The 19,604-nt window shown below is 72.1% G+C and carries 20 protein-coding genes; 16 read left to right on the plus strand and 4 right to left on the minus strand.

Annotated elements, in window-relative coordinates; genetic code table 11:
* Positions 1-25 precede the first annotated feature (25 nt).
* Both hemW and F4556_RS38445 read left to right on the plus strand, forming a co-directional pair.
* The gene (gene hemW, locus F4556_RS24525; RefSeq protein ID WP_184919606.1) at positions 26-1,255 is read left to right on the plus strand and encodes a radical SAM family heme chaperone HemW; all 1,230 of its coding nucleotides are present in this window, start codon (positions 26-28) and stop codon (positions 1,253-1,255) included.
* 75 nt (positions 1,256-1,330) lie between these two features.
* Entirely contained in the window at positions 1,331-1,495 is a 165-nt protein-coding gene (locus F4556_RS38445) for a hypothetical protein (RefSeq protein WP_313068568.1), read from the plus strand.
* A 106-nt stretch (positions 1,496-1,601) separates the two neighbouring features.
* On the opposite strand, the gene F4556_RS24535 is transcribed toward F4556_RS38445, so the two are convergent.
* The 3 genes from F4556_RS24535 to htpX are packed head-to-tail and all read right to left on the minus strand — an operon-like array spanning position 1,602 to position 4,001.
* A complete protein-coding gene (locus F4556_RS24535; protein WP_184919608.1) occupies positions 1,602-2,429 on the minus strand; it encodes a DUF3097 domain-containing protein in 828 nt (275 codons plus the stop codon).
* 55 nt (positions 2,430-2,484) lie between these two features.
* Positions 2,485-3,069 (minus strand): PspA-associated protein PspAB, encoded by a 585-nt coding sequence (gene pspAB / locus F4556_RS24540; protein ID WP_184919610.1) that lies wholly within the window; start codon positions 3,067-3,069, stop codon positions 2,485-2,487.
* Positions 3,070-3,083: 14 nt separating this feature from the next.
* Complete coding sequence (htpX, locus tag F4556_RS24545) at positions 3,084-4,001, minus strand: zinc metalloprotease HtpX (RefSeq protein WP_184919612.1); 918 nt, start codon at positions 3,999-4,001, stop codon at positions 3,084-3,086.
* Positions 4,002-4,221: 220 nt separating this feature from the next.
* Between htpX and hrcA the strand changes: the two genes are divergently transcribed.
* From hrcA to era, 14 genes are all read left to right on the plus strand, one after another.
* Positions 4,222-5,253: a heat-inducible transcriptional repressor HrcA gene (hrcA, locus tag F4556_RS24550; RefSeq protein WP_184919614.1), complete on the plus strand. Its 1,032-nt coding sequence runs from the start codon at positions 4,222-4,224 to the stop codon at positions 5,251-5,253.
* Between the two features lie 57 nt (positions 5,254-5,310).
* On the plus strand, positions 5,311-6,450 hold the full coding sequence (dnaJ, locus tag F4556_RS24555) for a molecular chaperone DnaJ (protein WP_184919616.1): 1,140 nt from the start codon (positions 5,311-5,313) through the stop codon (positions 6,448-6,450).
* A 40-nt stretch (positions 6,451-6,490) separates the two neighbouring features.
* A complete protein-coding gene (locus F4556_RS24560; RefSeq protein WP_184919619.1) occupies positions 6,491-7,240 on the plus strand; it encodes a 16S rRNA (uracil(1498)-N(3))-methyltransferase in 750 nt (249 codons plus the stop codon).
* A gap of 184 nt (positions 7,241-7,424) precedes the next feature.
* Positions 7,425-10,616 (plus strand): S41 family peptidase, encoded by a 3,192-nt coding sequence (locus F4556_RS24565; RefSeq protein ID WP_184919621.1) that lies wholly within the window; start codon positions 7,425-7,427, stop codon positions 10,614-10,616.
* A 102-nt stretch (positions 10,617-10,718) separates the two neighbouring features.
* Positions 10,719-11,072, plus strand: coding sequence for an HIT domain-containing protein (locus tag F4556_RS24570; RefSeq protein ID WP_184919622.1), 354 nt, complete (start codon positions 10,719-10,721; stop codon positions 11,070-11,072).
* A gap of 4 nt (positions 11,073-11,076) precedes the next feature.
* Positions 11,077-11,994, plus strand: a complete 918-nt coding sequence (locus tag F4556_RS24575; RefSeq protein WP_184919624.1) for a ribonuclease Z — start codon at positions 11,077-11,079, stop codon at positions 11,992-11,994.
* 167 nt (positions 11,995-12,161) lie between these two features.
* A complete protein-coding gene (locus F4556_RS24580) occupies positions 12,162-13,268 on the plus strand; it encodes a PhoH family protein (RefSeq protein ID WP_184919626.1) in 1,107 nt (368 codons plus the stop codon).
* A 14-nt stretch (positions 13,269-13,282) separates the two neighbouring features.
* The gene (ybeY, locus tag F4556_RS24585; RefSeq protein ID WP_184919628.1) at positions 13,283-13,777 is read left to right on the plus strand and encodes an rRNA maturation RNase YbeY; all 495 of its coding nucleotides are present in this window, start codon (positions 13,283-13,285) and stop codon (positions 13,775-13,777) included.
* 13 nt (positions 13,778-13,790) lie between these two features.
* Entirely contained in the window at positions 13,791-15,122 is a 1,332-nt protein-coding gene (locus F4556_RS24590) for a hemolysin family protein (protein ID WP_184919630.1), read from the plus strand.
* Positions 15,123-15,169: 47 nt separating this feature from the next.
* On the plus strand, positions 15,170-15,682 hold the full coding sequence (locus F4556_RS24595; RefSeq protein WP_184925108.1) for a DUF4383 domain-containing protein: 513 nt from the start codon (positions 15,170-15,172) through the stop codon (positions 15,680-15,682).
* A gap of 93 nt (positions 15,683-15,775) precedes the next feature.
* Positions 15,776-16,777, plus strand: coding sequence for an aldo/keto reductase (locus F4556_RS24600; RefSeq protein WP_184919632.1), 1,002 nt, complete (start codon positions 15,776-15,778; stop codon positions 16,775-16,777).
* 20 nt (positions 16,778-16,797) lie between these two features.
* Entirely contained in the window at positions 16,798-17,154 is a 357-nt protein-coding gene (locus tag F4556_RS24605; protein WP_184919634.1) for a cytidine deaminase-like protein, read from the plus strand.
* Between the two features lie 44 nt (positions 17,155-17,198).
* Positions 17,199-17,354: a hypothetical protein gene (locus tag F4556_RS24610; protein ID WP_184919636.1), complete on the plus strand. Its 156-nt coding sequence runs from the start codon at positions 17,199-17,201 to the stop codon at positions 17,352-17,354.
* A gap of 36 nt (positions 17,355-17,390) precedes the next feature.
* The gene (gene era / locus F4556_RS24615) at positions 17,391-18,320 is read left to right on the plus strand and encodes a GTPase Era (RefSeq protein WP_184919638.1); all 930 of its coding nucleotides are present in this window, start codon (positions 17,391-17,393) and stop codon (positions 18,318-18,320) included.
* Positions 18,321-18,499: 179 nt separating this feature from the next.
* Here era and F4556_RS24620 read toward each other — a convergent pair whose 3' ends face one another.
* Positions 18,500-19,513: a LacI family DNA-binding transcriptional regulator gene (locus F4556_RS24620; protein WP_184919640.1), complete on the minus strand. Its 1,014-nt coding sequence runs from the start codon at positions 19,511-19,513 to the stop codon at positions 18,500-18,502.
* Between the last annotated feature and the right edge of the window lie 91 nt (positions 19,514-19,604).

Here is a 19,604-nt window from a genome sequence, read left to right on the forward strand (position 1 = left end):
CTGGGCCGTACCGGACAATGGGTACATGCCCTCCGCACTTCCCGACGGTGAACCGCTGCCGTCCGATGGTTCGCTGCCCGCCTCCGCCCTCGAAGGGCTGGGCGGGCGGCCGTTCGGTTTCTACCTGCACGTGCCGTACTGCGCCAGCCGCTGCGGCTACTGCGACTTCAACACCTACACCGCGACCGAGCTGCGCTCCTCCGGCGCGGTGGCCTCGCAGGAGACCTACGCCGACAACCTGGTGGCCGAGGTCCGGCTGGCCCGCCGGGTGCTCGGTGACGTGGACCTCCCGGTCGAGACGGTCTTCCTCGGCGGCGGCACCCCGACCCTGCTGCCCGCCGCCGACCTGGTGAAGGCGCTGGCCGCGATCCGGGACGAGTTCGGCCTGGCCCCCGGCGCCGAGGTGTCCACCGAGGCCAACCCGGAGTCGGTCGACCCCGCCTACCTGGCCGAGCTGCGCGAGGGCGGCTTCAACCGGCTCTCGTTCGGCATGCAGAGCGCCAAGCCGCACGTGCTCCAGCTGCTGGACCGGCACCACACCCCCGGCCGCCCGGAGGCCTGCGTCGCCGAGGCCCGCGCGGCGGGCTTCGAGCACGTCAACCTGGACCTGATCTACGGCACCCCCGGCGAGTCCGACGACGACTGGCGGGCCTCGCTGGACGCCGCGATCGGCGCCGGGCCCGACCACGTCTCGGCGTACTCGCTGATCGTCGAGGACGGCACCAAGCTGGCCGCCCGGGTCAAGCGCGGCGAGCTGCCGATGATCGACGACGACGTGCACGCCGACCGCTACCTGATCGCCGAGGAGGCGCTCTCCGCCGCCGGCTTCTCCTGGTACGAGGTCTCCAACTGGGCCACCTCGCCGGAAGGCCGCTGCCGCCACAACGAGCTCTACTGGACCGGCGCCGACTGGTGGGGCGCGGGCCCCGGCGCCCACAGCCACGTCGGCGGCGTCCGCTGGTGGAACGCCAAGCACCCCGCCGCCTACGCCCAGGCCCTCGCCGAGCAGCGCACCCCGGGTCAGGGCCGCGAGGTCCTCCCGGAGGAGGACCGCCGGGTCGAACGCATCCTGCTGGAGCTCCGGCTGCGCGAGGGCTGCCCGCTGGGCCTGCTGACCGCCGACGGCCTCCGCGCCGCCGAACGCGCGCTGGCCGACGGCCTGTTGGACGCCGACGCGTACGCTGACGGGCGGGCCGCGCTCACCCTGCGCGGGCGGCTGCTGGCCGACGGCGTGGTCCGCGACCTGGTGGACTGACCGTCAGCCTTTTGGGGACTGACCCCGGGGGCGGTCGCCCGATACCGTGGGAGCAGCCGTCCGAGGGAGCCAGTGATGACAGCCGTGGATGACCGGATGATAACGATCTTCGAGAACCTGGAGGTTCCGGAGGGCATCAAGGCTGAGCTCATCAAGGGGGAAATCGTGATGATGGCCGGGCCCGACCGGGTTCACAACTTCATCGTGGAGAAGGCGTCTGCGTACTGCTCACCGACCTGAGCAGCGACGACGTGCCGGACTACCGCTCCGAGGAGGTCAGCCGGTTCAAGGCTGCCGTCCCGGTCGAGGTGCTCGGGCTGACCCTGGAGACCGAGGAGTTCCAGACCTACTCGGACTGAGCGGTCACGAAGTCGATCAGTTCCTCGACCCGGCCCAGCAGGGCCGGGTCGAGGTCGCGGTAGGAGTCGACCGAGGCCAGGATGCGCTTCCAGGCGGCGGGGGTGTCCTCGGGCCAGCCGAGGCGGCGGCAGACGCCGAGTTTCCACTCCTCGCCGCGCGGGACGTCGGGCCAGGCGGGGATGCCGACGCTGGTGGGCTTCACGGCGGCCCAGACGTCGATGTAGGGGTGACCGACGATCAGGACCTCGGTACCGGTGACCTGTTGGGCGATCCGGTGTTCCTTGGTGCCGGGCAGCAGGTGGTCGACCAGGACGCCCAGGCGGCGGCCAGGGCCCGGGCCGAACTCGGCGACGATGGCGGGGAGGTCGTCGATGCCCTCCAGGTACTCGACCACCACGCCCTCGATCCGCAGGTCGTCGCCCCAGACCCGTTCGACCAGCTCGGCGTCGTGCCGGCCCTCCACGTAGATCCGGGACTCCCGGGCCACCCGGGCCCGCGCACCGGGCACCGCGAGCGACCCGGAGGCGGTCACCTTCGGCCGGGCCGGGGCCGCCGCGACCGGGCGGACCAGGGTGACCACCCGCCCCTCCAGCAGGAAGCCGCGCGGCACCAGCGGGAACACCCGGTGCTTGCCGAAGCGGTCCTCCAGCGTGACGGTGAACCTCTCCGCCGTCCGCTCGCAGCGCACCACCGCCCCGCAGAAACCGGTGGCCGCCTCCTCCACCACCAAGTCCCGCTCGGCCGCCACCTCGGGGGCGGGCTGCTGCCGCTTCCACGGCGGGGTGAGGTCCGGGCCGTACTCCCTGCTGCGCATTCCACCGAGTCTACGAGAGCTGACCGGCCGTCACCCGGCAGCGTGTGACTCCGGCTCAGCCGTCCATGCCCGGGGCGCCCCAGACCGGGAACCAGCGGGTGAGGTCCTGTTCCAGGCGGAGGTCGTTGCCGAGGAGGGCCTTGACCTGGAGCTCCAGGGGGTTGTCGCGCTTCTCGCCGGGGAGTGGGGCGAAGGGGTAGAAGGTGCCGCGTTTGTAGAGGTAGACCAGGCCGAGGGGGCGGTCGGTGTCGTTGTGGAAGCCGACGATGGAGCAGAGGAGTTGGGGGCCGAAGCCGTTCGCCTCCAGTTCGCTGTTGACCGCGTGCAGGTCGTTGACCAGGGCGGGGAGGTCGTCGGGGGAGTGGCGGGCGAGCAGCCAGGTGTAGCCGTAGGAGTCCTGGGAGACCTCGACCGGGATGCCGCCGCGTTCGGTGTCGGCGTCGAGCAGGGCGCGGATCCGGGTGGCCACCTCGGTGAAGGCGGCGCCCTCGACGGCGGCGAAGCAGACCGAGCCGAGGCCGGTGGGGCGGAAGCCGGCGGCGGCCTCCAGGGTGAGGGCGGCGGAGGGGACGCCGAAGAGCTGGTCGAGGTCGGGCCGGACCGGCTTGCTGCGGCCGAAGAGGGCGTTCAGGAATCCCATGGGGCGGTGGCTCCTCAGCGGCCGAGCTCGGCGGAGATCCGGCCGAGCTGCTCCAGCCGCTGCTCCAGCGACGGGTGGGTGGACATCAGTTGGCTCGCGGCCTCCCGGGCGCTCAGTGCCGGGGCGAAGTAGAAGGCGTTGTACGGCTGCGCCCGGCGCAGGTCCTCGCTCGGGATGGCGGCGATCTGGCCGGTCACCTTGGTCAGGGCGGAGGCCAGTGCGCTGGGCCGCCCGGTGAGCTGGGCGGCGGCCCGGTCGGCGGCCAGCTCGCGGTAGCGGGAGAGCAGCCGGGTGAGCAGGAAGCTGGCCGCGTAGACCACCATGCTGACCAGCGGGACCAGGATCATCGCGAGCGCCGCGTTGCTGTCGTTGCTGCGGCCGCGGCCGTTCATCAGGCCGCCGTACAGCGCGATCCGGGTGATCACCCCGGCCAGGACGCCGAGGAAGCCGGCGATGGTCATCACCGCCACGTCCCGGTGCGCGACGTGCGACAGCTCGTGCGCGAGCACGCCCTCCAGCTCCTCCGGCTCCAGTCGCCGGAGCAGGCCGGTGGTGACGCAGACCACGGCGCGTTCGGGGTTGCGGCCGGTGGCGAAGGCGTTCGGCATGTCGGTGACGGTGACCGCGACCCGGGGTTTGGGCATGTCGGCCAGGGCGCACAACCGGTCGATGGTGCCGTGCAGTTGCGGGTACTCCTCGGGCGTGACCTCGCGGGCGCCCATCGCCCGCTGGGTGATTTTGTCGCTGAACCAGAACTGGGCCACGAACAGCCCGCCGGAGATCAGTACGATCAGCGGCCAGGCCCCGCGGAGCAGCACTATCAGCAGTCCGGTGAAGCCGACGTAGAGCAGCCCGATCACGAACATCGTGGTGACCATCCGACCGGTCAGCCCGCGGTCGGGTGCGAAGCGGGAGTGCTGGCCTGACGACATGACTGCTCCTTATGTCCGGATCTGTCGCTTTCGATGCTGCCACTTGCCGAAGGCATTCGGCGGGCGGCACGGGTGGGACAGCGGCAAGGATCACCAGGCGGCACCGTTCCTGCCGCCGGAGTCGGGCCTTACACTGGCAGGTACTGTCCTGGCACTCTGCCCAGCTGAGTGCCAGGGGACGGACCGGATCAGGACGAAGCGAAGACGGAGGTGCGTGGCCATGTACAGCGAGCGGCCGTTGGACGACCGCAAGCTCGCGGTGCTGCGCGCGATCGTCCAGGACTACGTCGGCACCGAGGAGCCGGTCGGCTCCAAGGCCCTGGTCGAGCGGCACAACCTCGGCGTCTCCCCGGCCACCGTGCGCAACGACATGGCGGCCCTGGAGGAGGACGGCTACATCCACCAGCCGCACACCAGCGCGGGCCGGATCCCCACCGACAAGGGGTACCGGCTGTTCGTCGACCGGCTGGCCGAGGTCAAGCCGATGACCGCCCCCGAGCGCCGGGCGATCCGGCACTTCCTGGACGGCGCGGTGGACCTGGACGACACGGTGGCCCGTACGGTCCGGCTGCTCGCGCAGCTGACCCGGCAGGTCGCGGTGGTCCAGTACCCCTCGCTGTCCCGGTCGACGGTGCGTCACGTCGAGCTGGTGGCGCTGGCCCCGGCCAAGGTGATGCTGGTCCTGATCACCAACACCGGCCGGGTCGAGCAGCGGATGGTCGACTGCCCCGGGGCGGTCGGCGAGACGGTGCTGGCCGACCTGCGGGCCAAGCTCAACACCCAGGCGGTCGGCCGGCCGCTGCCCGAGGTGCCCGGTCTGCTGGAGGACCTGCCGGCGGCTTTCGAGCCCGCCGACCGGCCCACCGTCAGCACCGTGCTGGCCACCCTCTTCGAGACCCTGGCCGAGCAGAACGAGGAGCGGATCATGCTGGCCGGCACGGCCAACCTGACCCGCTTCGGCCACGACTTCCCGCTCACCATCCAGCCGGTGCTGGAAGCCCTGGAGGAGCAGGTCGTCCTGCTCCGTCTCCTGGGTGAGACGGCGGACGCGGGGATGACGGTCCGGATCGGCCACGAGAACGCCTACGAGGGGCTCAATTCCACCTCCGTGGTCTCGGTCGGCTACGGTTCGGGCGATCAGAGTGTCGCGAAGCTGGGCGTGATCGGACCGACCCGGATGGACTACCCGGGCACAATGGGGGCGGTGCGAGCGGTCGCACGGTACGTGGGTCAGATCCTGGCCGAGTCCTAACAGAGCACTGTCAGACCAGTCGCAGCACTTCTAGAGGCGGAACAAGCGGAGCATTTGGTGGCCACGGACTACTACGCGGTACTCGGCGTCCGACGGGATGCGGGGCAGGACGAGATCAAGAAGGCGTTCCGACGCCTTGCCCGCGAACTGCACCCGGACGTCAACCCGGACCCGAAGACGCAGGAGCGGTTCAAGGAGATCAACGCCGCCTACGAGGTGCTCTCGGACCCGGCCAAGCGCCAGGTCTACGACCTCGGCGGCGACCCGCTGTCGCCCAACGGCGGCGGCGCGGGCGGCTTCGGCGCGGGCGCGGCGGGCTTCGGCTTCTCCGACATCATGGACGCGTTCTTCGGCGCGGCCTCCGGTCAGCGCGGCCCGCGCTCGCGCACCCGGCGCGGCCAGGACGCGATGATCCGGCTGGAGATCACCCTGGAGGAGGCCGCGTTCGGCACCACCAAGGAACTCCAGGTGGACACCGCCGTCACCTGTACCACCTGCTCCGGCGAGGGCGCGGCCCCCGGCACCTCGGCGCAGACCTGTGACATGTGCCGCGGCAAGGGCGAGGTCTCCCAGGTCACCCGGTCCTTCCTGGGCCAGGTCATGACCTCCCGCCCCTGCCCGCAGTGCCAGGGCTTCGGCACCGTGGTCCCGACCCCGTGCCCCGAGTGCGCGGGCGACGGCCGGGTCCGGGCCCGTCGCACCCTGACGGTGAAGATCCCGGCCGGTGTCGACAACGGCACCCGGATCCAGCTCGCGGGCGAGGGCGAGGTCGGCCCCGGCGGCGGCCCGGCCGGCGACCTGTACGTCGAGATCGCCGAGACCAGCCACCCGACCTTCCAGCGGCGCGGGGACGACCTGCACTGCACGGTCACCATCCCGATGACGGCCGCCTCGCTCGGCACCCAGGTGCCGCTGCAGACCCTGGACGGTCTGGAGGAGGTCGACATCAGGCCCGGCACCCAGTCCGGCCAGTCGATCCCGCTGCACGGGCGGGGCATCACGCATCTGCGCGGCGGCGGCCGGGGCGACCTGATAGTGCATGTCGAGGTGCAGACGCCCACCAAGCTCGACCCCGAGCAGGAGGACCTGCTCCGGCGGCTGGCGGTGCTGCGCGGTGAGGAGCGGCCCTCGGGCACGTTCGCACCGGGCCAGCAGGGGCTGTTCTCCCGGCTGAAGGACGCGTTCAACGGCCGCTGAGCCGGTTCCGGTTACGAAAGTACGAAGGTAAGGCAAGCGCATGACCGCCCCCGTGTTCGTCGTGGAGACCGACCGTCTCGCCGGGATCGCCCCCGGCGGTCTGGTCCGGCTGGACGGGCCCGAGGGGCGGCATGCCGCCGCCGTGAAGCGGCTGGAGCCCGGCGAGGCCGTCACCCTCGCGGACGGGCTCGGTCTCGGCGTCGAGGGCACCGTGGCGGCCGTGCACGGCAAGGACGCGCTGGACGTCACCGTGCTGAGCGTCCGTCAGGAGCCCGCGCCCGCACCGCGGATCATCGTCGTCCAGGCCCTCCCGAAGGGCGACCGCGGCGAGCTCGCGGTGGAGACCATGACCGAGGTCGGCGTCGACGTGGTGATCCCCTGGGCCGCCTCCCGCTGCATCACCCAGTGGAAGGGCGACCGCGGCGCCAAGGCGCTCGCCAAGTGGCGGGCCACCGCCCGGGAGGCGGGCAAACAGTCCCGCCGGCTGCGGTTCCCCGACGTCCGCGAGCTGATGACGACGCGTCAGCTGGCCCCGGTGCTCGCTTCGGCGGCCTTCGCCGCCGTCCTGCACGAGGAGGGCTCCGCCCCGCTCGCCACCGCACCGCTGCCCGAGACCGGCGACCTGATCCTGATCGTCGGCCCCGAGGGCGGGGTCTCCCCGGACGAACTCGCGGCCTTCGCCGAAGCGGGGGCCGCTCCGCACCGGCTCGGGCCCTCCGTGCTCCGGACCTCCACGGCGGGCGTGGCGGCGGGGGCACTGCTGCTGGGGCGCACCGGCCGCTGGGGATAGGCACGCGCTGCGGCAGCCAGGGGCTCGGGGAACTGCGACGCCGACCTCAGGAGCGTTCAACGTACGTAAATGGCCAGGCACTTTCGCAGTGACCCAAGCGCCAGACCTCCTCGCAGTTCCCCGAGCCCCTGGATAGTGCAACTAACCCGTGTGCGGAAGCGCCCGCGCTGCATAAGGTGACTCGGTGACGACCTCTGCGAGCGCGTATCTGCGCCATCCCCACCTGCACGGCGACCTGGTGACCTTCGTGGCCGAGGACGACATCTGGCTCGCGCCGCTGGACGGCGGACGGGCCTGGCGGCTGACGGCCGATCAGGTGCCGGTCAGTCATCCGAGGTTCGCGCCGGACGGGCGGCACGTCGCCTGGACGTCGACCCGGGACGGTGCGCCGGAGATCCATGTCGCGCCCACCGAGGGCGGCCAGTCCCGGCGGCTGACGTACTGGGGTGCGCCGCGCACCAGGCTGCGGGGCTGGACCAAGGACGGCCGTCCGGTCGCGGTCTCCAGCGCCGGGCAGTCGACCCCGCGTCGCAGCTGGGCGTTTGCCGTCCCACTGGACGGCGGCGAGCCGACCAGGCTGCCGTACGGGCCGATCGGCGGCCTGGCGCAGGAGCCGGACGGCGACCGCACGCTGCTGCTCGCCCCGTTGACCACCGAGCCCGCGTACTGGAAGCGCTACCGGGGTGGCACGGCGGGCAAGCTGTGGATCGGCGAGCGCGAGTTCGAGCGGGTGCACGCCGGGCTGGACGGCAACATCGACTCGCCGCTCTGGGTCGGTGACCGGATCGCCTTCCTCTCCGACCATGAGGGCATCGGGCAGCTGTACTCCAGCCTGCCGGACGGCACCGACCTGCGGCGGCACAGCGATGGTGAGTTCTACGCCCGCAACGCCACCACCGACGGCACCCGGGTGGTCTGGCACAGCGCCGGTGACCTGTGGATCCTGGACGACCTGGTGGGCGCCGAGCCGCGCCGGCTTGAGGTCCTGCTCGCGGGGCCCCGGACGGGCCGTCAGCCCCGGCCGACCTCGGCCGCCGGGCAGCTGGAGACCGTGACGCCGGACCGTACCGGCCGGGCCAGCGCCGTGGTGGTGCGGGGCAGCGTGCACTGGCTGACCCACAAGGAGGGCCCGGCCCGGGTGCTGGCCGAGACCCCCGGGGTCCGGCACCGGCTGGCCCGGATCGTGCCCGGCCAGGACGGTGAGCAGGGCGCGGTGTGGATCACCGACGCCGAGGGTGACGACGCGGTGGAGTACGCCCCCGCCGTGCTCGGCGCCGAGCGCCGCCGGTTCGCGGCCGGGCAGCTCGGCCGGGTGCTCGGCCTGGCGGTCTCGCCGGACGGCGGGACGCTGGCGCTGGCCTCGCACGACGGCCGGGTGCTGCTGCTCACGCTCGCCGACGGCACCCTGCACCAGCTGGCCAGGAGCGGCCAGGGCGAGGTCACCGGGCTGGCCTTCTCGCCGGACTCGCGGCGGCTGGCCTGGTCGCAGCCGACCCTGGGGGCCGAGTCGCTGCGGCAGATCATGCTCGCTGACCTGACGGACCGTACGGTCGCCGAGGCCACCCCGCAGCGCTTCCTGGACTACTCGCCCGCCTTCACCGCGGACGGCAAGCACCTGGCCTTCCTGTCGGTGCGCAACTTCGACCCGGTCTACGACGCGCACGTCTTCGACCTGTCCTTCCCGACCGGTGCCCGGCCGTTCCTGATCACGCTGGCCGCCGACACCCCGTCACCGTTCGGCCCGCAGCGGGCCGGCCGCTCGCTCACCGGCGAGGACGAGGAGCCGAAGAAGAAGGACGAGGAGGCGGCCGAGGAGCCCACCGTCCCCGAGACTCGGGTGGATCTGGACGGGATCGCCGACCGGATCATCCCGTTCCCGGTCGAGGGCGGGCAGTTCGGCAGCCTGCGGGCGGCCAAGGACGGCGTGCTGTGGACCAGGCACCCGCTGCTCGGCATGCTCGGCGACAACGCCGCCTCGCTGGAGGACGACCACCCGCGCCCCGCGCTGGAGCGCTTCGACTTCAAGAAGCTCAAGGCCGAGCAGCTGGTCGAGGAGCTGGACGACTTCCGGGTCAGCGGCGACGGCAGCCGGATCGCGGTGCTCGACGAGGGCGGTCTGCGGATCCTCCCGGCGGACCACAAGGCCGGTGACGACGACGATCTGACGGTTGATCTGGAGCGGATCAGGGCCACCGTGGACCCCACCGCCGAGTGGCGGCAGATGTTCGACGAGAACGGCCGCCTGATGCGGGACAACTTCTGGCGGGCCGATCTCGGCGGCTTCGACTGGGCCGGCGCGCTGGCCAGGTACCGGCCGCTGGTGGACCGCGCGGGCACCCACGACGACCTGGTCGACGTGCTCTGGGAGACGGTCGGCGAGCTGGGCACCTCGCACGCGTACGTGATGCCGCCCGGGCGGGGCACCGAGGCGGCGCGCCGGCAGGGCCTGCTCGGCGCCGACCTGGCGAAGGACGGCGAGGTCTGGCGGGTGGCCCGGGTGCTGCCCGGCGAGTCCTCCGACCCGCGGGCCCGCTCGCCGCTGGCCGCGCCCGGCGCGGCGGTCCGGGCCGGGGACGCGATCCTGGCGGTGAACGGCCGCCCGGTGGACCCGGTGACCGGCCCCGCGCCGCTGCTCGCGGGCACGGCGGGCCAGCCGGTCGAGCTGACCGTGGCCGCCAAGGACGGCCCGGAGCGCCACCCGGTGATCGTGCCGCTGGCCGACGAGGAGGCGCTGCGCTACCACGACTGGGTGGCCGGGCGCCGGGCCGCCGTCCGGGAGCTGTCCGCCGGCCGGCTCGGCTACCTGCACATCCCGGACATGCAGAGCGTCGGCTGGGCCCAGCTGCACCGCGACCTGCGGGTCGAGATGGCCAAGGAGGGCGTGCTGGTCGACCTCCGGGAGAACCGGGGCGGCCACACCTCGCAGCTGATCATCGAGAAGCTCAGCCGGAAGATCGTCGGCTGGGACCTCGGCCGCGACCTGGACGGCGCCGCCCCGTACCCGGCGGACGCCCCGCGCGGTCCGGTGGTCGCGCTGGCCGACGAGTTCGCCGGTTCGGACGGGGACATCGTGAACGCCGCGATCCAGGCCCTGAAGATCGGCCCGGTGGTCGGCACCCGGACCTGGGGCGGTGTGGTCGGCATCGACGGCAAGTACAGCCTGGTCGACGGCACCGGCGTCACCCAGCCCAAGTACGCCTTCTGGCTGGAGGGTTACGACTGGGGCGTGGAGAACCACGGCATCGACCCGGACGTCGAGGTGGTGATCGCCCCGCACCAGTGGGCCAACGGCGAGGATCCGCAGCTCGCCGAGGGCGTCCGGATCGCGCTGGCCGCGCTGGCCGAGACCCCGGCCGTGACCGGCCCGGAGCTGTAACGCACCGTCAGCGGGGCGGCCCTGCACCGGGCCGCCCCGCTGCGGTGGGCCGTCTCCGTTAGGCTGCGGCCAGTAGCGACGATCACTGCGAAGGAGCGCGACATGGCCGGAGAGCCGCAGTCCGACTGCCTGTTCTGCAAGATCCTGGCGGGGGACATCCCCGCGACCGTGGTCCGGAAGACCGAGCGGACGCTGGCCTTCCGGGACATCCACCCGCAGGCGCCCACCCACATCCTGGTGATCCCGCACGTGCACTACCCGAACGCCGCCGCGCTGGCCGCCGCCGAGCCCGCGATCGCCGCCGAACTGCTCACCGAGGCGGGGGCGGTGGCGAAGGACGAGGGTCTCGACGACTACCGGCTGATCTTCAACACCGGTGCCAAGGCGGGGCAGACCATCTTCCACGCCCATGTGCACGTGCTCGGCGGCAAGCCGCTGCGCGAGGGCATGGTCTGATCCGGTGTCACAGCGCGAACTCGTCGTCCTCGGCACCGCCAGCCAGGTGCCCACCCGGCACCGGAACCACAACGGCTACCTGCTCCGCTGGGACGGCGAGGGCCTGCTCTTCGATCCGGGCGAGGGGACGCAGCGTCAGATGCTGCACGCCGGGGTCTCGGCCACCCAGCTGACCCGGATCGCGGTCACCCACTTCCACGGCGACCACTCGCTCGGCCTGGCCGGGGTGATCCAGCGGATCAACCTGGACCGCGTCCCGCACCCGGTGGACGCCTACTACCCGGCCAGCGGCCAGGTGTTCTTCGACCGGCTGCGGCAGGCCACCGCCTTCCACGAGACCGCCGAGCTGCGCCCGCACCCGATCGAGGAGCCGGGGCCGCTGCCCGCGCCGGGCGCCCCGTTCGAACTGGCGGCGGTCCGGCTCTCGCACCCCGTGGACTCCTTCGGGTACCGGCTCACCGAGCCCGACTCGACCCGGCTGCTGCCCGACCGGCTGGCCGAGTTCGGGCTGCGCGGCCCGGCGGTCGGGCAGCTCCAGCGGGACGGCCGGATCGAGCTGGCCGGACGGGTCGTCACGCTGGCCGAGGTGAGCGAGGTCCGCCGGGGCCAGCGGTTCGCGTTCGTGATGGACACCCGGCTCTGCCCCGGCGTCGGCGAACTCGCCGAGGGCGCCGACCTGCTGGTGATCGAGGCGACCTTCCTGGAGAGCGAGGCGCAGCTCGCCGAGGACCACGGCCACCTGACCGCCGCCCAGGCCGCCCGGGCCGCCGCCGAGGCGGGGGTACGGACCCTGGTGCTGACCCACTTCTCGCAGCGCTACCCGGACCTGAACGGCCACCTGGCCGAGGCCCGGAAGTACTTCGACGGCGAGCTGGTGGTGGCCGAGGACCTGGCCAGGGTCCCGGTGCCGGCCCGGCTCTGAGCGAAAAGCACTCGCGTCCCGGGGACAACTCCCGGACCATCGAACTCCGTCGCCCCGGCGGCGGGCCGCACCGCCGCAACGGTCCACGGTGCGGCGTACCCTGGTGACCCCGGAGAGACCGAGCGGCACCGAGACGGATGGGATGAGGCAGGCCACAGCGCCGACCCATGACTGAGACACCGCAGACCCGTACCAATGGACAGCCGCGTCCCGACGGGGACGCCGCCACCGCCAGGTTCACCATCCCCGAGAAGCACCCGATGGTCACCCTGCTCGGTGCCACCGACTCTCTGCTCCGGGTGATCGAGGAGGGGTTCCCGACCGCCGACATCCATGTCCGCGGCAACGAGGTGACCGCCACCGGCGCCCGCGCCGAGGTGGCGATGGTCCAGCAGCTGTTCAACGAGATGATGCTGGTGCTGCGCACCGGCCAACCCCTGACGGAGGACGCCGTGGAGCGCTCCATCGCCATGCTCAGGAGCGCCGCCGAGGACCCGGACCACCCGGCCCCGTCCGAGGTGTTCACCGCGAACATCCTGTCCAACCGGGGCCGCACCATCCGCCCCAAGACCCTCAACCAGCAGCGCTACGTCGACGCGATCGACAAGCACACCATCACCTTCGGCCTCGGTCCCGCCGGTACCGGCAAGACCTACCTGGCGATGGCCAAGGCCGTCCAGGCCCTGCAGGCCAAGGAGGTCAACCGGATCATCCTGACCCGGCCGGCCGTCGAGGCGGGGGAGCGGCTCGGCTTCCTGCCCGGCACCCTCTACGAGAAGATCGACCCGTACCTGCGCCCGCTCTACGACGCGCTGCACGACATGATGGACCCGGACTCGATCCCCCGGCTGATGGCCGCGGGCACCATCGAGGTCGCCCCGCTGGCGTACATGCGCGGCCGGACCCTGAACGACGCCTTCATCATCCTGGACGAGGCGCAGAACACCTCGCCCGAGCAGATCAAGATGTTCCTCACCCGGCTGGGCTTCAACTCCCGGGTGGTGGTCACCGGTGACACCACCCAGATCGACCTGCCGAGCGGCACCCGCTCGGGGCTCAAGGTGGTCCAGGAGATCCTGATGGACGTCCCGGACATCCACTTCTCCGTGCTCACCAGCACCGACGTGGTCCGCCACAAGCTGGTCGGCCGGATCGTCGACGCCTACGAGCGCTGGGACGCCCTGCAGGAGACCGACGCACCCGCCGTACCCCGCAAGCCCGTTCAGCGGAAGGGCGCCCGTGCCCCCCGCCAGTCCCATCGCACCGAAAGCTGAGTACCGACCCCGACATGTCGATCGACATCGCGAACGAGTCCGACTGGGAGGTTGACGAGGAGTCAATCCTCGACGTCGCCCGCTACGCCCTCGACCAGATGCGGATCCACCCGCAGGCGGAGCTCTCCGTCATCCTGGTGGACAGCGCCCAGATGGAAGAACTGCACATCCAGTGGATGGACCTGCCCGGTCCGACCGACGTGATGTCCTTCCCGATGGACGAGCTGCGCCCCGGCAAGGAGGGCGAGGAGCTGCCGCAGGGTCTGCTCGGCGACATCGTGCTCTGCCCCGAGGTGGCGAAGCGGCAGGGCGAGGAGGCTCCCTCGAAGCACTCCGTGGACGACGAGCTCCAGCTGCTCACCGTCCACGGGGTGCTGCACGTCCTCGGGTACGACCACGAGGAGCCGGAGGAGAAGGAGGTCATGTTCGGCCTCCAGAAGCGGATCCTGGACGACTGGCGGGCCGGCCGCGGGCTCTCGGGGATCTCCCCGGCGCCGACCACCCACTGAGGCCCGGCCGTCTGTGAGTGGTGACAGTACGAGCTTCCTGATCGGAGCTCTCCTGCTGGTCGGCTTCGGCTGGCTGGCCGCCTGTGCGGAGGCGGGGATCTCCCGGCTCTCCCGGTTCCGGGCCGAGGAGGCCGTGCGGGCCGGGCGGCGCGGGGCCGACCGGCTGCTGACGCTGGCCTCCGACCCGATCCGCTACCTCAACCTGGCCACCCTGATCCGGGTGGCCTGCGAGATGGCCGCGGCCGTCCTGGTCACCGTGGTCTGCGTGCGCACCCTGCACCAGACCTGGGAGGCCGTGCTGCTGGCGATCGGGGTGATGGTGCTGGTCTCGTTCGTCGCGGTCGGCGTCTCGCCCCGCACCATCGGCCGCCAGCACCCGCTGACCACGGTGACCGCCGCCTCCTTCGTGCTGCTGCCGCTGGCCCGGGTGCTCGGCCCGATCCCGCGGCTGCTGATCCTGCTCGGCAACGCGCTCACCCCCGGCAAGGGGTACCGCGAGGGGCCGTTCGCCTCCGAGGCCGAACTGCGGGCGCTGGTCGACCTGGCGGAGAAGGACGACCTGATCGAGGACGAGGAGCGCCGGATGGTGCACTCGGTCTTCGAGCTCGGCGACACCATCGTCCGCGAGGTGATGGTGCCGCGCACCGACCTGGTGATGATCGAGCGGCACAAGACGGTCCGTCAGGCGCTCACCCTGGCGCTGCGCTCCGGCTTCTCCCGGATCCCGGTGGTCGGCGACAACGAGGACGACGTGGTGGGCATCGTCTACCTCAAGGACCTGGTCCGCCGCACCCACATCAACCGGGACGCGGAGTCCGAGCCGGTCTCCTCGGTGCTCCGCCCGGCGGTCTTCATCCCGGACTCCAAGCCCGCGGCGGACCTGCTGCGCGAGATGCAGCAGATGCGCTCGCACGTGGCGATCGTGATCGACGAGTACGGCGGCACCGCCGGTCTGGTCACCATCGAGGACATCCTGGAGGAGATCGTCGGCGAGATCACCGACGAGTACGACCGGGAGCTCCCGCCGGTCGAGGACCTCGGCGACGGCTCGTACCGGATCACCGCCCGGCTGCTGGTCGAGGACCTCGGCGACCTGTTCGGCCTCCAGCTGGAGGATGAGGACGTGGAGACCGTCGGCGGTCTGCTCGCCAAGCACCTCGGCCGGGTGCCGATCCCCGGCTCCTCCTGCGACCTGCCGATCCCCGAGGACGCGCACACCGACCTGACCGCGATCCGGCTCACCGCCGAGAGCGCGGCCGGGCGGCGGAACCGGATCGGCACCGTGCTGGTGGCCCCGGTCCGGGCCGATTCGGGACCGGAGGAAGGCTCCGAACCGGAGGAGTAGCGTCGATTCCAGGGGGTTTGTGCTTGTGCCGCCTGGAGGACGTCATGCTGAAACTCAGGGACGAACTGCCGATGGACCACCGGCTGGCCCAGGTCTACCGCTTCGGTGCCGGTCTCGGCGGGGTGTTCCTGCTGGTCTTCGGCATCCTCGGTCTGGTCGGCCGCCCGGGCTTCCTGGACACCCAGGGGGACCGGGTGGTCGGCATGAGCAGCAACGGTCTGCTCGGTCTGCTGTCCGTGGTGGTCGGCCTGATCCTGATGGCCGGTGCGGTGATCGGCGGCACCATCGCGTCCTGGATCAACATGGTGGTCGGCACGGTCTTCGTGCTGGCAGGATTCGTCGGGCTGATGATCATCTCGACCGACGCGAACTTCCTCGCCTTCGGCATGAGCAACGTGATCTTCAGCTTCGTCTTCGGCCTGGCGGTCGCGACCTTCGGCATGTACGGCCGGGTCAGCGGCCACCTCCCGCACGACAACCCGTACTGGCGCGAGCGGCACGCCCGCTACGCCGCGGGCCTGCGCGGGCCCGCCGGGCCGCCGGTGGTGCTCAGGCACTGAGACGGGGCGGCGATCTTCCCGGATTCGCCTGACGGGGCGTCAGGGGGCGGGTAGGAAGGGATCTCCGGTGTACCCACACGCAGAGGAGATCCGATGGCAACCCGCACCCTGGGAGCCCTCAGCACCGCCCCGGTCGGCTTCGGGGCGATGGTGCTCTCGCCCGGCATGTACGGCGAGATCGACGACGAGCGCGGCGAGCGGGCCGTGCGCACCGCGCTGGACAGCGGGGTGACGCTGATCGACAGCTCGGACGGCTACGGCGCCGACGGCCACAACGAGCGGCTGATCGGCCGGGCGATCGCCGGGCGGCGGGACGAGGTGGTGATCGCCACCAAGTTCGGCTTCCGGATACCCGAGGGGGCCGCGGCGCACCGCTTCCCGGTCACCTACGCGTTCGGCGAGCTGGCCGTGAACGCCGAGCCCAAGTACGTCCGGGGCTACGCCGAGCAGTCGCTGCGCAACCTCGGCACGGACGTGATCGACCTCTACTACCCGCACTTCCCGGACCCGCAGGTCCCGCTGGCCGACACCGTCGGGGCGGTCGCCGAGCTGGTCGGGGACGGGCTGGTCCGGCACCTCGGGCTCTCCAACGTCACCGCCGCGCAGCTGCGCGAGGCGCACGCGGTGCACCCGGTGGCCGCCGTCCAGGTGCAGTGGTCGATGTGGCAGCCGGTGCAGCCGGAGCTGCTGGCCGCCGCCCGCGAGCTGGGCGTCGGCCTGGTGGCCTGGAGCCCGCTCGGCGGCGGCTTCCTGACCGGCACCGTGCAGCAGCTGGCCGAGGGCGACTTCCGGCAGCACCTGGAGCGCTTCGACCAGGCCAACCTGAAGGCCAACAACGACCGCTACGCGCCGATCCGGGCGATCGCCGCCGAGCTCGGCCTGACGCCGGGACGGCTGGCGCTCGCCTGGCTGCTGCACCAGGACGACCACGTGGTGCCGATCCCCGGCAGCCGGACGCCCGGGCACATCGAGGACAACACCGGGGCCGGGGCCATCGAGCTGTCGGCCGGCGACCTGGCCCGGGTCGACGCGGCGCTGGCCGAGTTCGCCCCGGCCGGGCGAGGCGGGCTGCTGGAGGACGCGGCCGGTTCCTGAGGGTCTCCGGGTGGACGCTTATGCTCGGCGGCATGAGTGAGCTGACTGAGCTGGACCCCGAGGACAAGAAGATCATCACGCTGGCCCGCTCGGCCCGCGCCCGCAACGGCGTGGCCGAGGGGGCGGCGGTCCGCGACGAGACCGGGCGGACGTACGTGGCGGGCACCGTGGCGCTGCCCTCGCTGGAGCTGAGCGCGCTGCGGACGGCCGTCGCGATGGCCGTCGCCAGCGGCGCCAAGGGCCTGGAGGCGGCCGCCGTGGTGACCGAGGCCCTGACGGTCACCGAGGCCGATCTGGCCGCCGTACGGGACCTTGGCGGCCCGGAGGCGCCGGTGCACCTGGCCGGTCCGGACGGGGTCCTGCGGCACAGCTTCTGAGACGCCGTACCCCGTCGGGCTCGGCGGTCGATAATCTGACCGGCATGGGTGCGTTCGCGTTCTTCGCCGGGGTGTTGCTGAGCCTGATGGGGTTGGGGCGGTGGCAGGAGACCGGGTCGCCGTACTGGCTGATCGGCTCCTTGGTGCTGTTCCTGCTGGTGCTGCTGGGCGCGCTGACGGGGAAGAAGAAGACCGGGTGACCGTTCCCGCTCGGTGGATCAGGGAGAATGGTCGGCATGACTGCCCCTTCCTCCCCGTACCGCTCCGGGTTCGCCTGCTTCGTCGGTCGTCCCAACGCCGGCAAGTCGACCCTGACCAACGCTCTGGTCGGGACGAAGGTCGCGATCACCTCGGACCGTCCGCAGACCACCCGCCACACCGTCCGCGGCATCGTGCACCGGCCCGACTCCCAGCTCGTCCTGGTCGACACCCCCGGCCTGCACAAGCCGCGCACGCTGCTCGGTGAGCGCCTCAACGACCTGGTCCGCTCCACCTGGGCCGAGGTCGACGTGATCGGCTTCTGCCTCCCCGCCGACCAGAAGCTCGGCCCCGGCGACAAGTTCATCGCCAAGGAACTCGCCGAGGTCAAGAAGACCCCCAAGGTCGCCATCGTCACCAAGACCGACCTGGTCGACTCCAAGAAGCTGGCCGAACAGCTCATCGCCGTCCAGCAGCTGGGCCAGGAACTCGGCATCGAGTGGGCCGAGATCATCCCGGTCTCGGCCGTCGGCGACCAGCAGGTCCAGCTGGTCGGCGACCTGATCACCAAGCTGCTCCCCGAGGGCCAGCCGCTCTACCCCGACGGCGACCTGACGGACGAGCCGGAGCTGGTGATGGTCGCCGAGCTGATCCGCGAAGCCGCCCTGGAGGGCGTCCGGGACGAGCTCCCGCACTCGCTGGCCGTGGTGGTCGAGGAGATGATCCCGCGCGAGGGTCGCCCGGCCGACCGCCCGCTGCTCGACATCCACGCCAACGTCTACATCGAGCGGCAGAGCCAGAAGGCCATCGTCATCGGCGCGAAGGGCGCCCGGCTGAAGTACGTCGGGACGACGGCGCGGAAGCACATCGAGGCGCTGCTCGGGACGCCGGTGTTCCTGGACCTGCACGTGAAGGTGGCGAAGGACTGGCAGCGGGATCCGAAGCAGCTGCGCAAGCTGGGGTTCTGACTTTTCTGCGGGACCCGAGGTTGCACTATCAGGGGCTCGGGGAACGGCGACGAGATCTGGCGTGTGGGTCACTGCGAAAGTGCCTGACCGCCTACGTACGGATCACCTTGTACGAGGTTGGCGTCGCAGTTCCCCGAGCCCCTGGGCCGTAGCCGGCTGGGCAGCTGCCTGAGGCGTCGTCAGGACGAGTCGCGGGGGATCAGGCGGACCGTCAGGAGGTTGCGGGTGGCCGGGGTGGTGGTGGGGTCGGCGATGATCTCGTCGATCAGGGTGGCGAGGGATTCGCCGCCGGGCAGGGTCATGTGGACGGTGCTGAGGCGGGGGCGGAGCAGGCGGCCGAGCAGGAGGTCGTCCGCGCCGACCAGGGCGACCCGGGCGGGGACGTCGAGGCCGAGGTCCTGCAGGGAGCGCAGCAGGAGCATGGCGTACTCGTCGTTGTAGCCGAACACCCCGTCCAGTCCGAGGTCGCGGCAGCGGGCCGCCGCGGCGGCTCCGGAGGCTTCGGTGAAGTCGAGTGGGAGGGTCTCCACCGGTCCGGCCAGGGCGGAGGCGGCGGCGGCCCGGAGGCCGGCCAGGCGGGGGGCGCTGAACTGGTCGAGGCCGGGGTCGGCGGGGATCACGACGCCGAGGCGGCGGCGGCCGGTGGCGAGCAGGTGGGCTCCGGCGGCGGCGCCGACCTCGCGTTGGTCCATGATCAGGGCGTGGGCGCCGGCGACCGGGGCGGTGCCGAGGGTGAAGACCGCCCGGGTGCCGGAGCGGTGCAGCAGGTCGACGCCGGCGGGGGTGAGGACCGGCTCCAGGCAGAGCACCGCCGCCGGCCTCAACTCGGCCCAGGCGCGGGCCGGTTCGTCGCCCTCGCCGGGGCTGGGGCCGTACAGCACGCTGGTGTAGCCGCGGCGGCGCAGGGCGCCCTGGAGCTCGCGGTAGAACTCGCTGAACAGTGGCCCGATCGGGGCCGAGGAGCCGCCCAGCAGGACCACACCGGTGCGGCCCGCGCGCAGTGAGCGGGCGGCGGCGTGCGGGACGTAGCCGAGTTCGGCGGCGGCCGCTCTGACCCGCTGTCGGGTCTGTTCGCCGACCCGGCCTCCGGCGGTGTCGTTGAGCACGAAGGAGACGGTGGCGCGGGACACCCCGGCCAGGCGCGCGACGTCGGCGCTGGTGGGTGGGGTGGCGGCGGCGGGTGGGTTGCTCATAACGGTTCGAATCTTTTCATGCCCGACCTCTGGCCGGGGTGCGGACGGAGCGGTTACATGGCTGCTTACACGAGTAAGCGTTACACGTGTA

Origin of the sequence: Kitasatospora gansuensis (genome assembly GCF_014203705.1) — a bacterium.
Lineage (GTDB): Bacteria > Actinomycetota > Actinomycetes > Streptomycetales > Streptomycetaceae > Kitasatospora > Kitasatospora gansuensis.

Excerpts from the sequence above, each read along its gene's own strand:
- hemW (WP_184919606.1), top strand. The coding sequence starts at position 26 with ATGCCCTCCGCACTTCCCGACGGTGAACCGCTGCCGTCCGATGGTTCG.
- F4556_RS38445 (WP_313068568.1), top strand. The coding sequence starts at position 1,331 with ATGACAGCCGTGGATGACCGGATGATAACGATCTTCGAGAACCTGGAG.
- F4556_RS24535 (WP_184919608.1), bottom strand. The coding sequence starts at position 2,429 with ATGCGCAGCAGGGAGTACGGCCCGGACCTCACCCCGCCGTGGAAGCGG.
- pspAB (WP_184919610.1), bottom strand. The coding sequence starts at position 3,069 with ATGGGATTCCTGAACGCCCTCTTCGGCCGCAGCAAGCCGGTCCGGCCC.
- htpX (WP_184919612.1), bottom strand. The coding sequence starts at position 4,001 with ATGTCGTCAGGCCAGCACTCCCGCTTCGCACCCGACCGCGGGCTGACC.
- hrcA (WP_184919614.1), top strand. The coding sequence starts at position 4,222 with ATGTACAGCGAGCGGCCGTTGGACGACCGCAAGCTCGCGGTGCTGCGC.
- F4556_RS24560 (WP_184919619.1), top strand. The coding sequence starts at position 6,491 with ATGACCGCCCCCGTGTTCGTCGTGGAGACCGACCGTCTCGCCGGGATC.
- F4556_RS24570 (WP_184919622.1), top strand. The coding sequence starts at position 10,719 with ATGGCCGGAGAGCCGCAGTCCGACTGCCTGTTCTGCAAGATCCTGGCG.
- F4556_RS24580 (WP_184919626.1), top strand. The coding sequence starts at position 12,162 with ATGACTGAGACACCGCAGACCCGTACCAATGGACAGCCGCGTCCCGAC.
- ybeY (WP_184919628.1), top strand. The coding sequence starts at position 13,283 with ATGTCGATCGACATCGCGAACGAGTCCGACTGGGAGGTTGACGAGGAG.
- F4556_RS24600 (WP_184919632.1), top strand. The coding sequence starts at position 15,776 with ATGGCAACCCGCACCCTGGGAGCCCTCAGCACCGCCCCGGTCGGCTTC.
- F4556_RS24605 (WP_184919634.1), top strand. The coding sequence starts at position 16,798 with ATGCTCGGCGGCATGAGTGAGCTGACTGAGCTGGACCCCGAGGACAAG.
- F4556_RS24610 (WP_184919636.1), top strand. The coding sequence starts at position 17,199 with ATGGGTGCGTTCGCGTTCTTCGCCGGGGTGTTGCTGAGCCTGATGGGG.
- era (WP_184919638.1), top strand. The coding sequence starts at position 17,391 with ATGACTGCCCCTTCCTCCCCGTACCGCTCCGGGTTCGCCTGCTTCGTC.
- F4556_RS24620 (WP_184919640.1), bottom strand. The coding sequence starts at position 19,513 with ATGAGCAACCCACCCGCCGCCGCCACCCCACCCACCAGCGCCGACGTC.